Origin of the sequence: Acidovorax sp. Root219 (assembly GCF_001428665.1) — a bacterium.
GTDB lineage: Bacteria > Pseudomonadota > Gammaproteobacteria > Burkholderiales > Burkholderiaceae_C > Acidovorax.
The window spans coordinates 42567-56284 of the sequence record NZ_LMIJ01000016.1; the positions used below are offsets into that span (position 1 = coordinate 42567).

A 13718-nucleotide genomic window follows, 5' to 3' on the forward strand; every position below is an offset into this window, starting at 1 on the left:
GTGACAAGCACGCGACGCGCCCTGGGCCCGCTTTTCTGGCTGATTCTGATCGCGGCCCTGGCCTCCGTGCTGGCCACGGCCTCGCTCGGGCGCTGGCAACTGGCGCGCGCCGCCGAGAAGGAGGCGCTGCAGGCCCGCATTGACGAGCGCACGCGCCAGCCGGCCATCGACGGCCGCTCGCTGCTGGCCCCGGCCGGGCCCGAGGCGCAGCAAGCGCTGGTACACCGCTCCGTCGCGCTGCAAGGCCGCTGGCTGCCCCAGCACACGGTGTACCTGGACAACCGGCAGATGCAGGGCCGCCCCGGCTTCTTCGTGCTCACCCCCTTGCAACTGGTCGATTCCAATGCGGTGGTGCTGGTGCAGCGCGGCTGGGCGCCACGCAATTTCCAGGACCGCATGCAGCTGCCGCCAGTGCAGACACCGGATGGCACGGTGCAGGTCGCGGGCCGCGTAGCGCTGCCGCCTTCGCGCCTGTACGAGTTCGAGGGCGGCGATAGCGCCAAGGGGTCTTCCCGCATCCGGCAAAATCTCGACCTGGCTGCCTTTCGGGCAGAGACGGGCCTGGCGCTGGCGCCCCTCACGGTCTTGCAGACCGGGGATGCTGCGGAAGGGCTGTCGCGCGACTGGCCCGTCATCGGCGCGGGCGTCGACAAACACTACGGTTACGCATTTCAATGGTTCGGGCTCTGCGGCCTGATTGCACTTCTCTATGTCTGGTTCCAAATCGTCCGACGCTTCATTCGCCCACGCAGCCAGCCAGGCACCTGAGCAGCACAGCAACGGCGGGGCCCACCCGCTGGGCCTTACCGTGCACAGCTTGCCCGAGGCGCGCGATGCCGTGGCCGGCACGCAGCGCACCCGCCATGGCCGGCTGAAGATGCTGGGCGTGCTGCTGATCTGCGCGGCGCCCGTGGTCGCCTCGTACTTCACCTACTACGTCATCCGCCCCGAGGGCCGCCGCGTCTACGGCGAACTGGTCAACCCCCAGCGCCCCATGCCCGAGCTGGTGGGCACCGCGCTGGACGGCAAGCCCGCGCTCCTGGCCTCGCTCAAGGGCCAGTGGCTGCTGGTGAGCGTGGCCGGCGGCGACTGCAACGACGCCTGCCAGAAGCACCTGTACCTGCAGCGCCAGCTGCGCGAAACCCTGGGCAAGGAAAAGGACCGCGTGGAATGGGTCTGGCTCGTCAACGATGCCGCCCTGCCGCCCCCGCTGCTGGCCCCGGCCCTGCAGCAGGCCACCGTGCTGCGCCTGCCCCCCGAGGGCGTAGCCGCCTGGCTGGCCCCCGCTGAAGGCCATGCGCTGCAGGACCACCTCTACGTGGTCGACCCCATGGGCAACTGGATGATGCGCTTTCCCGCTGCGATGGACAGCAGCGGCGCGGCCAAGGCCAAGCGCGACCTGGATCGCCTGCTGCGCGCTTCTTCGTCGTGGGATGAGGCCGGCCGGCCCGCCAAGCCATGACCGACGCACAGCCCCTGTACGACCTGGCGCCGCTGGCCCGGCTCATGCTGCTGGGCGTGCTCATCGCGCTCGGCCCGCTGGTCTGGGTCTGGCTGCGCAACCGCAACAGCACGCCGCTCAAGCGCCTGCAGGCGCTCACCGTGCTCACGCTGTTCCTCACCTTCGACCTGGTGCTGTTCGGCGCCTTCACCCGGCTCACCGATTCGGGCCTGGGCTGCCCCGACTGGCCGGGCTGCTACGGCAACGCCAGCCCGGTGGGCGCGCACGCCGACATCGCGGCCGCGCAGGACGCCATGCCCACGGGCCCGGTCACCCACGGCAAGGCCTGGGTGGAGATGGTGCACCGCTACCTGGCCACGGGCGTGGGCGTGCTCATCATCGTGATCACCGTGTCGTCCTGGGTGCAGCGCCGCCAGGCAAGGCGGCAAGGTGTTGCCGAGCCACCCATCAGCCCCTGGTGGCCCACCTTCACGCTGTTCTGGGTGTGCCTGCAGGGCGCCTTTGGCGCGCTCACGGTCACCATGAAGCTCTTCCCCGCCATCGTCACCCTGCACCTCATCGGTGGCCTGGTGCTGCTGGCGCTGCTGTGCGTGCAGGCCGTGCGCCATGCCCACTGGGCGCAGGGCAGGGTGGCCGAGCGCATCGCGCCCGCGCTGCGCCAGGGCCTGGTGTGGGCCACCGTGCTGGTCACCGTGCAGATCGTGCTGGGCGGCTGGGTGAGCACCAACTACGCCGTGCTGGCATGCACCAGCTTCCCTACCTGCCAGGAGAGCTGGTGGCCGGCCATGGACTTTGCCCAGGGCTTCCAGGTCTGGCGCAAATTGGGCCTGCTGCAGGACGGCAGCCACATCAGCTTTGCCGGCCTCACGGCCATCCATTACGTGCACCGGCTGATGGCCTATGTGGTGCTGGCCGCGCTGCTGGCGTTGGTCTGGCGCCTCTACAAGGCAGCCGTGCTACCGGTGCAGGCGCGCTGGCTGCTGGTGCTGGCGCTGGCACAGCTGGCCACCGGCTTGTCGAACGTGGTGCTCGGCTGGCCGCTGCTGGCCGCCGTGCTGCACACCGGCGGTGCGGCCGCCATGGTGGTGGTGCTGACCTGGGCGCTGGCAGCCAGCCGCGCGGCCACCGCACCACAACGAGACGAAACCCCAGCGCCTTCGCGCGCATCGAGAAGAGTGTCCGCATGAGTGTCGCCCCCGCCCTTTCCTCTCCGCCCTCGCGCGTGGCCCAGTTCTATGCCCTCACCAAGCCGCGCGTGGTGCAGCTCATCGTGTTCTGCGCGCTCATCGGCATGGTGCTGGCCGTGCCCGGCATGCCCACCGCGCCGCAGTTCGGCCTGATGGTGATCGCCTGCGTGGGCGTGTGGCTGGTGGCCGGTGCCGCTGCCGCGTTCAACTGCATCGTCGAGCAAGGCATCGACGCCAAGATGAAGCGCACGGCCTGGCGCCCCACCGCCAAGGGCGAGCTGTCTAACTCGCAGACCCTGCTGTTCTCGGCCGTGCTGTGCGGCGCCGGCTCGGCCTTGCTGTACTTTGCCGTCAACCCGCTGACCATGTGGCTCACCTTCGCCACCTTCGTCGGCTACGCCGTGGTCTACACCGTCATCCTCAAACCGCTCACGCCGCAGAACATCGTGATCGGCGGGGCCTCGGGCGCCATGCCGCCGGTGCTGGGCTGGTCGTCGATGACGGGCGACGTGGGCCCCGAGGCGCTGATCCTGTTTCTCATCATCTTTTTGTGGACGCCGCCGCACTTCTGGGCCCTGGCGCTGTACCGGGTCGAGGATTACCGCAAGTCCGGCCTGCCCATGCTGCCCGTGACGCACGGCAACGAGTTCACGCGGCTGCAGGTCTTCCTGTACACGCTGATCCTCTTCGCCGGCTGCCTGATGCCTTTTGTCTACGGCATGAGCTCGTGGATCTATTTGATCGCTGCCGTGCTGCTCTCTGCAGGCTTCTGCGGCTATGGCTTCGCGCTGTGGCGCAACTACTCGGACGCGCTCGCGCGCAAGACCTTCCGCTTTTCCCTCATCCACCTGAGCGTGCTTTTCGCCGCGTTGCTGGTGGACCACTACGTGCTTTGAACGGCCACACCATGCACAAACGACATGCTCTCCGAATGATCGCCATGGGCGCAACCGCGCTCGCCGGCAGTGCGCTGCTGGGTGCCTGCTCCGAAAAGAAGCTGGAGTTCCGTGGCGTGGACGTCACCGGCGCCGACTACGCCCGCGACCTGCCGCTGACCGACCACAACGGCCAGGCGCGCAGCCTCAAGGACTTTGCGGGCAAGGTGGTGGTGGTGTTCTTCGGTTTCACCCAGTGCCCCGACGTCTGTCCGACCTCCATGCAAGAGCTGGCCGAGGTCAAGAAAGCCCTGGGCAAGGACGGCGAGCGCCTGCAGGGCATTTTCGTCACCGTGGACCCGGACCGCGACACCCCCGAGGTGCTCAAGGCCTACATGGCCAACTTCGACCCCACCTTCCTCGCGCTGCGCGGCACGCCCGAACAACTGGCCGCCGTGGCCAAGGACTTCAAGATCTACTACAAGAAGGTCGAGGGCAAGACCCCCACCAGCTACAGCATGGACCATTCGGCCGGCAGTTACATCTACGACCCGGCCGGGCGCCTGCGCATCTACAGCCGCTATGGCAGCGGCGCCCAGGCCCTGACCGAGGATGTGCGCGCGCTGCTGAGCGCCGCCTGAACGCACCCACAAAAAAGCCCTCCGTCGCCGTTGCAGGCGTGGGGAGGGCCGTTGGGGCCGGTGGGCTTATTCCGCCTTGATCCCGCGCATGGCGATCACGCCGCCCAGCAGGTTGGTGTCCGCCTTGATGCGGTTGGCCAGGCCCTCGGGTGAAGTGCCCACCACCTGCCAGCCCTGCTGGAACAGCTTGCTGCGCACGTCGGGGCTGCGCGCGATCTCGCTGATCAGTGCCGCCACCTTGGCCTGGATGGGCTTGGGCATGGTGGCGGGAGCCGCGAAGGCGTTCCAGATCTCCAGGTTGTAGTTGGTGATGCCGGCCTCTGCCAGGCTCGGCACGTCGGGCACCAGCGGGCTGCGGCCGGCGGAGGTGACGCCAATGGCGCGCAGCTTGCCCGCCTTGATCTGGGCCTGGGCCAGGGCCGGCGGCAGCAGCGCCATCTGCAGCTGGCCACCCAGCATGGCCGTGGCCACCTGGGGGTAGCCAGGGTAGGGCACGTGCACGGGGTTGATGTTGCTGCGCGACTTGAGCAGTTCGGTGCCGATGTGGCCCACGGTGCCCACGCCGGGGGTGCCATAGCTCCACTTGTCGCCGCCGTTGCGCGCGGCCACGAAGAACTCGCGCGCATCGGCCGTGGCCGATACGCCTGGCTGGCTCACGGGCGCGGTCAGCACCAGGGGCGAGGTGCCGATCAGGCTCAACGGTGCCAGGTCCTTGATGGGGTCGTAGGGGACGGCGGGGTTGAGCATCTTGGCGATGGTCATGTTGCCGTTGATCATCAGGCCGATGGTGTGGTCGTCACGCGCCTTGGCCACGGCGTCGGCGCCGATGTTGCCACCCGCACCCACCTTGTTCTCGACGATCACCGGTTGGCCCAGCGCCTTGGACAGGGGCTCGGCGATGGTGCGCGCCGTGAGGTCGGGCGACGAGCCGGCCGGGAAGCCGACGATGATGCGCACCGGCTTGGTCGGCCAGGCCAGGGGGGCTGCCGCTGCTGCTGGCGCGGCGCCGACAGGTTTGGCTGCCGGGGCTTTTTGCGGGGTCTGTTGGGCAATGGCCCAGGGCGACGACAGGGCAGCGAGCGCGAGCGCAAGCGCGGCACGGCGGGGAACAACAGGGCGTGACAAGAGCATCTCCTTGGAATTTATCGTCCGGAGGCGGAAGGGCAAAAGAAAAGGGCCCCGACGGGGCCCTTTCTCGAAGGTACTTCAGCCGCGAAGCAGCGATGTTAACGCGGCCTCTGTGCCAAAGCGTGGCGCTGCTTATGCGTATTCGGCCAGCGTCTTCTTCATCTTCTTCATCGCGGCGACCTCGATCTGGCGGATGCGCTCGGCGCTTACGCCGTACACGGCTGCCAGTTCGTGCAGCGTCATGCCGCCCGAACCATCGTCGTTCACCTTGAGCCAGCGCTCTTCCACGATGCGGCGGCTGCGCTCGTCCAGGCTGGACAGGGCGGTGGCGATGCCATCGGTGGCCAGGGAATCGCGCTGGCGCGACTCGATCATGGCCGTGGGTTCGTGCGCGGCATCGGCCAGGTAGGCGATGGGGCCGAAGGCCTGCTCGCCGTCATCCGAAGGGGCCGGGTCGAGCAGCACGTCGCCGCCCGACATGCGGGTTTCCATCTCGATGACTTCCTCGCGCTTGACGTTCAGCTGCTGCGCCACCGAGTCGATTTCGCTCTCGGAGAGGGTGTCGCGGTGCGTCGCAGCGTCGGCGGCTGCCGCGTCGGCCTTGAAACCCTGCTTCATGGACCGCAGATTGAAGAACAGCTTGCGCTGGGCCTTGGTGGTCGCCACCTTGACCATGCGCCAGTTCTTGAGGATGTACTCGTGAATCTCGGCCTTGATCCAGTGCATGGCGTAGCTCACCAGCCGCACGCCCTGGTCGGGATCGAAGCGCTTGACGGCTTTCATCAGGCCCACGTTGCCTTCCTGGATCAGGTCGCCGTGCGGCAGGCCATAGCCCAGATACTGGCGCGAGATGGAAACCACCAGGCGCAGGTGCGACATCACCAGCCGGCCGGCGGCGTCCAGATCGTTGTTGTCCTTGAGCGCGCGTGCATAGGACTGCTCTTCCTCGTGGGTGAGCAGGGGCAGGCGGTTGACGGCCGAAATATAGGCGTCCAGGTTGCCCAGCGGGGGCACCAGCGCCCACGGGTTTGCGGGCGCCAAAGTCGTCGTAGCGGTTCCAGATTGAATGTTCATTCCGGGAATCCTTTCCTCTAAGGCATGATATTAGCACTCTCTTGGAGTGAGTGCTAAGGCCGAAGTTCCCCCTGCTTTTTCTGGGTGCTTTGGCAGGGATTTCGATTGTCGATTCCTGTCGATTCCCGGTGAGTTTTGTACTTTTCTCACTGAGTTTTGTACCGTTTTCCCTCTGTAGGTCACTTCGGCTGCTTAAAAAATAGTCTAAACAGCGTACTTTTTGTCGAATGTAGGAGCCACGCTTGGCTTGCTGTCATGCAATGCGACTGTTGCTTAAATTTGAGGCGCATGGGCGCACTTCTGTGTGGTCACCTGCCGGTACGGACGTCGAACGGAGGCTTGCGCAAGCGCTTGGGGACCGCAGGTCCCGCATGGAAGCTCTTGGAGGTCTGAGGAGAACGTGGACAACATCCGCAATCTGGCTATGAGTGATAGCGATAGCGGTGCCTTGCGAAACTGAGTACTGTGACTACAACAAATAAAGTCCGTCGGATGAAATCAAGGTTCGTCGGGCGTTTCCTGCATTGTGGAATTTAAATGCATGGCTGATTCAGTCAGTGCGTAGGCACTACGCTTGCGTCAGCGGGGCTTCGAATTGGCTCCGCAGATGGGCTAGTGGACTTTCGTCATGCTGAGTGAAGCGACTTAGGCTACGCAGCGGTGAGGGTTAAGCGGTTTGGGTTCGCCAGCCACTCTCTCGCAGATTTAGCATTCCCATATGGCTGGCAAAAACTGGGAGCCATCGTGAAACCACACAGACAGCCCTTCGGGGACTGGACGCGTGCCCACTATAGCGAACAGTAGAGCTTTCAAATGGGTGGAAGCCGCACGCGCATAGTCCGCAGCGAGAAGCGCATCAGTGGGGGACGGACGCGGGCTGGGTTCAGGATGAGAGTGCCAAAGACCTACGCAATGCAAACCCCGCTCGAACAACTGTGTGCGCTCTTTGGCTGCAACGTCGGGGTTGAAATCAACGCTCGTGAACCCGGCTCGTGATTTTGGAAGGACTGTTGCATGCTCGATGACGATGTTGGTCAATGTCAAGTCTCTGCAGTACAACTGACCTACCGACTCTTTGCTCGAGTGATGCGTTTGAGCATGAGAGCCGATCAATTGCAGTGATGCTTCACTAAACGTGAGCACCCACCCGGCCCCGGCAAGGCGACAGCTTGCGTCAAGCTTGGGGCTGACCACCAATCAACTCCGAATATATACGTTCGACTGAGACGCTCTCGAATTTGTTCTTTGTGGGAGGCACTAGTGGGCCTGGCTGAGCAGCCACATGCAGTGAATCGAAATACGCAGTACCCCGCATCCAACTCCACACTGTTGACACATCGATCTCACCGTCAAGATGCGCAAGTAGCCGTTCGGCACAGAATCCTGCTGCCTGCCAAACGTCGGACATGCCGTACGGATGGAAGCCGGCGCCGCATGCGGGGAGCCGTACGCGCACGTCGTCTGGCCAATGAGCGACATTCACTAGCGTGTCTGCAGGATCGTCGGCCGGCCATTGATCGCCAGTCATCAAATAGACCAAGTGCGCGGCCGCACAGAAGGGCTCCATCCAAGCGTGAGCGATATCTACGCCAGCCAATTGCTGGCGAACTAGAAGCGAAAGCAAACAGCGCACTGCACTCTCGCCAGTGCAATCAATGATCAGGTCAAAATCCTGGGGGCGGAAGCGGTGTGCAAGCCATGACGATGCCAATGCGTGATGCCCTTTGACGTCGATATTTGGAAGTTCTTGCCGAAGGCGATTGGCCAACTCGATCGCTTTGCTGCTGTTTACCGATGAGTATCCCAAGATATGCCTTGCGGCATTCTCAGGCTCAAAGTTTTCCATATCCACAAGCGAAAGGTGGCCCACGCCTGCCCTGGCAAGGAGTTCCGCAATGGGCGCTCCGAGCGAGCCGCAACCCAAGAGTAAGGCGCGTTGTTCGCGACGTGAATGAAGAATTGAAAGCTCGTGGTCGCGAGCCAATGCCCAGTTCGCGTCAACCCGCTCGATGATGACTGGAACTAAACCCAGTGCTGTAAGGCCTGGGACGATTGGAGGTGCCAAACAGAAACCAAAGGCTACGGTTGATTGAACCAGAATGACGAGGAATGGCTGCGGCTTGTCTTTTCTTCTGCTCTCGATCCAAGACGAGACAGAAAGCGTGTTGTCCGTCCATTCAGTCACCTGTTGATCTAGACTGTCGAAGGTCGTTGGCCAATCGGCCGGGGTCCATTTCGCGGCCTCTGGCATCTCAACGAATAGAACCTGGCCTAACTGCAAGCTGCCTTTTGCCCAACGGTGCCGGTGCGCCAGTTTGTTCCCGTCAACGCCATCCATCGTCGCGAGCCAAAGCAAGCTGCGTTCACTTTTTTTACCCTGCGTATAGCCTGCAAGACTACCTTCAGCATAGCTGCTGAAAGGCTGCAAGTCGGCTTGAACTACCTTCGGCACCGGGAAGCTTCGCCTGCGCTTGTGTGCTTCGCAGTAACGCATCCAGTACGAGAGCCTTTCGCGTTGGAACTCTTCACTGATCCACGAACCGTCAGAGCATCTAGTGAGAAAGGCGTCAAAGTCTCGGATAGTATCCGCTACTGCATGTGCGGGACTCTCATAGTCTCCGGGCTTTGATGGTGACCCAAGACAAACCTTTCCGTTCTCTTCAACGTGCGGTAGGACTAGACAGAGTTCTCTGTGCACGTAGACCTCCGCCGGTCGAGCCGGGAAATCTAATGGCAAGACAAGTTTCGCAGGCGACCCACCTAGTTGAGCAGCAGTGCTCAAGAGTTCCCACGCATACGGCTTCCGGCCAGACTCCGGCGCTCTCAGGCGTTGGACGTAGGCCGATCCGTGCCCGTCAAGCCATTCAGCGACGGCCTGCGCTGGGCTGGCGAACGGACCTCGTTGATTTCCTGGAGGCTCAGGCAAGCTGATTCCTCGAGCCAGTAGGTACTGGGTTTTGTGGATTGGAGCGAGGCTCGGCCGGGAGAGTATTCAGCAAGCCCTCCATCAGGCCACCCGCTGCGAGTCCATCCTTCCAAGCTTGCACTCCGTGTTCACCGAAGATGCGTTTCACGCGACCTTCGTCCTTCTTCGTGTGCTGGTCAGCAAACAGCGCTTCCAGATCTGTCACAAGCTGGGCGTGCCAAGTCGAAAATTCGTGGCTCCGAACCCCTCCATCCCCATTCCAGCGGTCAGCGAAATTTTCCCCCACAGGACCTGACAAAGCCGGGTTCATAACCTGTACTTTTGAGCGAGAGCGATCAATATATTTCGGCAACCGATCAACTATTTCTACGGCAACCTCAATCGCGCTGCCAAAGGAGGTGGCTTCACGAGCCAGCATGTCGCGGAATGCAGAAGACGCCAGAGTTACAAGGATGACCGAAATCGGCATCCCATCGCGCCGATGCTCCGAAAGACCGCGATAGTAATTGTCACGGTGCAATTTGACGAGCTGAACAGTGCGGCGAAGTATGTCGTCGATTCCCACCCGACCTGTAGGTACTGGATCGACTTGCGTTCGCGCATCGGCTGCCTTTATGACCTGTTGCCGCTGGAATGGGAATCGACCTTCAGCAATCTTGCAGAACCAGGAAGCAAACTCTTCCGGATTTGAGGGGCTCCATATCGTCTTTGGATCGCGCACTCGGAGGTCAGTTCCGACAATGCCTGCACTGAGCGGAATCGCTGGTGTCACGTCAAAGTAGAAGGGCTCGCCGGGATACTGAAGCCTCCAGCACCGATTTTTCGCTACCGGTTCGCCAGCTTCCGGAACGCCCCTGAGAGCAAGTCCAAACTCCTGAAAGAATCCCTCTGATTCTTTCAGGCCCGAGAACCTGGAGGACGACAGCTTCACCACGATATCCAAGTCAAACTTGGTGTTTCCCCACATTGCAGTAGTGGTCTGTGTCCGCATTGAACCCTGTACAACCACGTGCACGTCCACATCGCTGACGCTTAGCTTTCTTGCGATGTGACGAGCTAGTTCGTCGTAGCGCTTCACAGCCTTTGCGCGCTCCGAGGGAGACAACTCGAGTTTCTGCAACATTGAGACAATGAAGGACTCCCACTGTGCCCCTTCTTTGCGAGCTGCGAGAGCATCAGAAATTCTCTTCGAAAGAACCGGCGGATTTGTTGTCATGAAACTTCCCTCATTGGTTGTGACTGTGACGTCAAAAGGTAGGCTTACTCATGCTTGCAATTCAACGGATTGACCGTTGCCGGATACAAGCTCGCGAACATGGGTTGAGGTTAATTCAATTGTGGGGGCATATGCCGAATTTGGGCCACCGACCGCCTCATAGCAGACATATTCCGCGTGATGTCGTGCCTGCATCTTCTGCCCCATTAGGAGCGTCGCTGTAGTAGGAGCACTCACAAACAAGTGGACTCGCTTGATATGCCACTCATCCTGCAGTCGCCGCACCGCCGAATCTATCGAGACAGCCAGATGCTCCAAGTCTGATGGATGTTGGATGCAGTCTTTTCCCAACTCAGGACCGATCTGCAACGTTGGCAGTGTAAAAGCACCTCCGCTTGAGAAGCTATCCGGCATCCTCGATGAAGGAATCGATGAGGTTAGTGAGAGGATCAAGCAAGCCTCTTCAGCGCCTAGTGCGTACGGATGCAACTCGTTGAGTGTGAACTTTGCCGCCCTCGCCGGACGGGGTGAAGTGTTCAGTGCTGCAGGTACCATCGGCTGTGCGTCATCCGGCCAAGCCCAACGGTTTCTCCGACCTTGCACGTCACGATGAGGTTGAAATAAGTGAGTTCCGGCCATGTCGCCCAGCACCCGACCGGCAAGAATCAATACGGAAGTGCAGTGCAGTGGGAAGACCGCCAATCGAGGCCGAGGTGCGCCGCCCTCGCTGGTGCCATTGAGAAAGGCCTGTAGCCGAGGCAGATCCAGCTTCAAGGTACGAAACAGTGATGGCCAGTAATCCGGCTGATGTGGACTATGGTGCTGACCGCCTGGGTAGAAAAACCATCTTGCGCTATTGCTCTGAGAGCGAAGTTTTTGACCCCACAGGGCTTCATGCGCATCTTGAATACCGAATTGGGGTGGCTGTCCGGCGATGTTTCCCACGATGGCAATCACCTCGGCTGACTGATGTTTCAGGGCTCCTAGCAGCCGATCTACCTCAGCGATGCTTTCTTCGCGCATGCGTCGTAGCACAGGTGCGGTGTAGATGGCTGGCGCGACTTTGTCGATTAGTCGATGACATTCGTCGCACAACAGCAAGTAGTTGGAGGGTTTGTCGGCCAGCAATCTAGACTCGACCGCGTTTCCTCTTGGACCAGTGGGTGAGGCCGCAACGATGTGCGCGAAGTAACTGGACCGCATCCTTACTTTGGCCGTTCCATGAGTCTTCAGGTCCTTGCCGCAGCCAGAGAACTGGCATCGCCAAGCGGACATCGACGTTACCTCCTCATACAGGGAGTCCGAGACGCTGCTGCTTTCCCTTCCAGTCTCTTTATCAGCTGCTTTCAGCCAGCGTGTAATAAGCGCTTTGGTTGCCTTCTCAGGTTGGAGATTGCCCGTCTTCAGCGACCACGGCGCTTTGTCCACGCTGGCCCACCACAGTCGCTTTGGCGCAAAGGGTTTCAACGCCGCCCCCGTCTCATCCCCAAGTTCACCAATGCACAGTGGCGACCAATCATCGGAGGTGGCGGCACGTACATACAGCGCTACGGTAAAAGTATTTGCCACGACTAGTAGTTCGGCTCTTGCTCCTTGGGACTGAACAATCGCTGCGATTTCCGAATCCTTGTGAGCGGGAAGACTGTCTGGCGGCGGCACGAGCGAGCCATGATTTGAGTTGTCTGCCTCACCCGCAATATCCGGATCGGATGGTGCGGATCTGTTATCTCTTGGCGGTACGGTAGTTGGCATTTTTTGCTATGGAGAAATTTGAGAATTCAGCGCCGAGGGCCCACTCCTAGACCCTGGTACCTAGGTTCTGCATAGCACCCATTTTTTCGCTGCTGGGGAACTACTGGCGACTCGGATCAAGTGACCCGGCAGCTTTTGGCGTTGTGTGGTACGGTCCCGAATCCGCTTCTGCTGTGCGATCCCTTGGCTCAAAAATGCAGTCAAAAAACACACTGGCTTCAGCCCAGCTCTTCCTGTCTTTCCACATCGAGAGGAACGACCGGCTCACATCCACTGCACTCGGGCTGATCTGCGTGGTGTGAAGCCCCAGGGCCTTCGGCGTATCTGCCTCGTCGTGCGATGTGCTGGACTGGTTAGCGTAGCTGTGAAATTTCTGGATCTGACCAGGCTTGGCAAATCCGGTTGTGCCGCACATAGCACCGGTGTCCACACCACGCTCGGCATGCGCGTTGGAAAAGCTGTCCTGCACCATGTGCAGCAGGGCACCGATGGCCACCTTGTCCAGGTCCTTGCGCACTTCCACGATTCCGGTGGCAAACAGATTCGTCGCCGTGATGTCTCCGGGGAAGTAGGTTGCCAACTGGCTGTTCCCCAGATCTCGGATGAAGGTGCCCGTCGACGTAGTTCCAGCGGCCACGCCCCAAAGGAACTCCGCCCACATCTTCATGCGGTCCACGGTCTCACCGGCCGTCTCACCGTCGTACGCGCCCATGGAATGCACGAACTGCAGATCGCCGTAGTGGGAGCGGTACAGCATGTAGTCGCCAGGGCCGAAGGCCGGTGCCTTGACGTGGGACTTCTTCTTCGCCTGGGCTCCCGCATCCGAAAACATGCCCCACCAGCACAGAGGTTGCGAGGTGGAGCGCAGGGTCACGCTGACATCGCAGCCTTTGATGCGCGGAGGAGACTTGCTGTTGAGCTGAAACGGCGGGTCATCAGGCCACCGCACGCCGTAGAGAACTACCCGGTGCTCCCTGACCGCTTCGATGGTGACGCAATCGCTCTCGGAGCCCAGGCTGGCATTGCACCCGATCGCAGCAAGCGTGATGGACTCGTGCACAGGCGACTTCATGATGGGAATGGTGGAGCCCACAAACCATTGCCCCAGATAGTCCAGCACCGGATTTCGGCCGAAGGTCGAGATCTTGCGATCCACGTCGCTGACCTTGGGCAAAACCTGAAACGCCGCTGCGCCAGATGCAGTGAACAGTGCCGCTAAAAACATGGCTCCCGCGCGAGCACGCGCCCTGACGTTGGTCTGCTGCATGTCTCTCCCTCCAATTGTTTTCTTGTAGCGGCCCGTAGGGCCTGCGCAGAAACTATTGCGGCATTTGCAAGAAATTGCAACATTGTTTTGGCATGCCGGATCCGCGCTTGATCGAGGTCAAGTTTTCGTTCGTGTATAGGGAAAACACCCCACACGAACCCAGCAAATCTCGTTCAAGGAACGCAGAATT

Annotated in this window: 12 protein-coding genes; 5 read left to right on the forward strand and 7 right to left on the reverse strand. The window is 61.4% G+C overall.

Going from position 1 to position 13718, the window contains the following annotated elements; translation table 11 throughout:
- The 5 genes from ASE28_RS18470 to ASE28_RS18490 are packed head-to-tail and all read left to right on the forward strand — an operon-like array spanning window position 1 to window position 4165.
- Entirely contained in the window at window positions 1–768 is a 768-nt protein-coding gene (locus tag ASE28_RS18470) for an SURF1 family protein (RefSeq protein WP_057267939.1), read from the forward strand.
- Window positions 710–1462, forward strand: a complete 753-nt coding sequence (locus ASE28_RS18475) for a hypothetical protein (RefSeq protein WP_057201841.1) — start codon at window positions 710–712, stop codon at window positions 1460–1462. Before ASE28_RS18470 ends, ASE28_RS18475 begins: the two co-directional genes overlap by 59 nt.
- The gene (locus ASE28_RS18480) at window positions 1459–2649 is read left to right on the forward strand and encodes a heme A synthase (protein WP_057267940.1); all 1191 of its coding nucleotides are present in this window, start codon (window positions 1459–1461) and stop codon (window positions 2647–2649) included. Before ASE28_RS18475 ends, ASE28_RS18480 begins: the two co-directional genes overlap by 4 nt.
- Window positions 2646–3545, forward strand: coding sequence for a heme o synthase (gene cyoE, locus ASE28_RS18485; protein ID WP_057267941.1), 900 nt, complete (start codon window positions 2646–2648; stop codon window positions 3543–3545). The genes ASE28_RS18480 and cyoE overlap by 4 nt, the downstream gene beginning before the upstream one ends.
- A gap of 11 nt (window positions 3546–3556) precedes the next feature.
- Complete coding sequence (locus ASE28_RS18490) at window positions 3557–4165, forward strand: SCO family protein (protein WP_057201844.1); 609 nt, start codon at window positions 3557–3559, stop codon at window positions 4163–4165.
- A 66-nt stretch (window positions 4166–4231) separates the two neighbouring features.
- Here ASE28_RS18490 and ASE28_RS18495 read toward each other — a convergent pair whose 3' ends face one another.
- The 7 genes from ASE28_RS18495 to ASE28_RS18515 form a co-directional block, all read right to left on the reverse strand.
- Entirely contained in the window at window positions 4232–5296 is a 1065-nt protein-coding gene (locus ASE28_RS18495) for a tripartite tricarboxylate transporter substrate binding protein (RefSeq protein WP_057267942.1), read from the reverse strand.
- A 129-nt stretch (window positions 5297–5425) separates the two neighbouring features.
- A complete protein-coding gene (gene rpoH, locus ASE28_RS18500; protein WP_057201846.1) occupies window positions 5426–6367 on the reverse strand; it encodes an RNA polymerase sigma factor RpoH in 942 nt (313 codons plus the stop codon).
- A 705-nt stretch (window positions 6368–7072) separates the two neighbouring features.
- Window positions 7073–7561, reverse strand: a complete 489-nt coding sequence (locus ASE28_RS31490; protein WP_082608135.1) for a Mov34/MPN/PAD-1 family protein — start codon at window positions 7559–7561, stop codon at window positions 7073–7075.
- Window positions 7542–8861, reverse strand: coding sequence for a ThiF family adenylyltransferase (locus ASE28_RS31495; protein WP_082608136.1), 1320 nt, complete (start codon window positions 8859–8861; stop codon window positions 7542–7544). The genes ASE28_RS31490 and ASE28_RS31495 overlap by 20 nt, the downstream gene beginning before the upstream one ends.
- Before the next feature lie 424 nt (window positions 8862–9285).
- Window positions 9286–10509, reverse strand: a complete 1224-nt coding sequence (locus ASE28_RS31500) for a nucleotidyltransferase (RefSeq protein WP_082608137.1) — start codon at window positions 10507–10509, stop codon at window positions 9286–9288.
- Window positions 10510–10557: 48 nt separating this feature from the next.
- Window positions 10558–12261 (reverse strand): SAVED domain-containing protein, encoded by a 1704-nt coding sequence (locus tag ASE28_RS32130; protein WP_157422029.1) that lies wholly within the window; start codon window positions 12259–12261, stop codon window positions 10558–10560.
- A 100-nt stretch (window positions 12262–12361) separates the two neighbouring features.
- Window positions 12362–13528, reverse strand: a complete 1167-nt coding sequence (locus ASE28_RS18515) for a hypothetical protein (RefSeq protein ID WP_057267945.1) — start codon at window positions 13526–13528, stop codon at window positions 12362–12364.
- Window positions 13529–13718 lie beyond the last annotated feature (190 nt).

Excerpts from the sequence above, each read along its gene's own strand:
- ASE28_RS18475 (WP_057201841.1), top strand. The coding sequence starts at position 710 with ATGTCTGGTTCCAAATCGTCCGACGCTTCATTCGCCCACGCAGCCAGC.
- ASE28_RS18480 (WP_057267940.1), top strand. The coding sequence starts at position 1,459 with ATGACCGACGCACAGCCCCTGTACGACCTGGCGCCGCTGGCCCGGCTC.
- cyoE (WP_057267941.1), top strand. The coding sequence starts at position 2,646 with ATGAGTGTCGCCCCCGCCCTTTCCTCTCCGCCCTCGCGCGTGGCCCAG.
- ASE28_RS18490 (WP_057201844.1), top strand. The coding sequence starts at position 3,557 with ATGCACAAACGACATGCTCTCCGAATGATCGCCATGGGCGCAACCGCG.
- ASE28_RS18495 (WP_057267942.1), bottom strand. The coding sequence starts at position 5,296 with ATGCTCTTGTCACGCCCTGTTGTTCCCCGCCGTGCCGCGCTTGCGCTC.
- rpoH (WP_057201846.1), bottom strand. The coding sequence starts at position 6,367 with ATGAACATTCAATCTGGAACCGCTACGACGACTTTGGCGCCCGCAAAC.
- ASE28_RS31495 (WP_082608136.1), bottom strand. The coding sequence starts at position 8,861 with ATGCGTTACTGCGAAGCACACAAGCGCAGGCGAAGCTTCCCGGTGCCG.
- ASE28_RS31500 (WP_082608137.1), bottom strand. The coding sequence starts at position 10,509 with ATGACAACAAATCCGCCGGTTCTTTCGAAGAGAATTTCTGATGCTCTC.
- ASE28_RS32130 (WP_157422029.1), bottom strand. The coding sequence starts at position 12,261 with ATGCCAACTACCGTACCGCCAAGAGATAACAGATCCGCACCATCCGAT.
- ASE28_RS18515 (WP_057267945.1), bottom strand. The coding sequence starts at position 13,528 with ATGCAGCAGACCAACGTCAGGGCGCGTGCTCGCGCGGGAGCCATGTTT.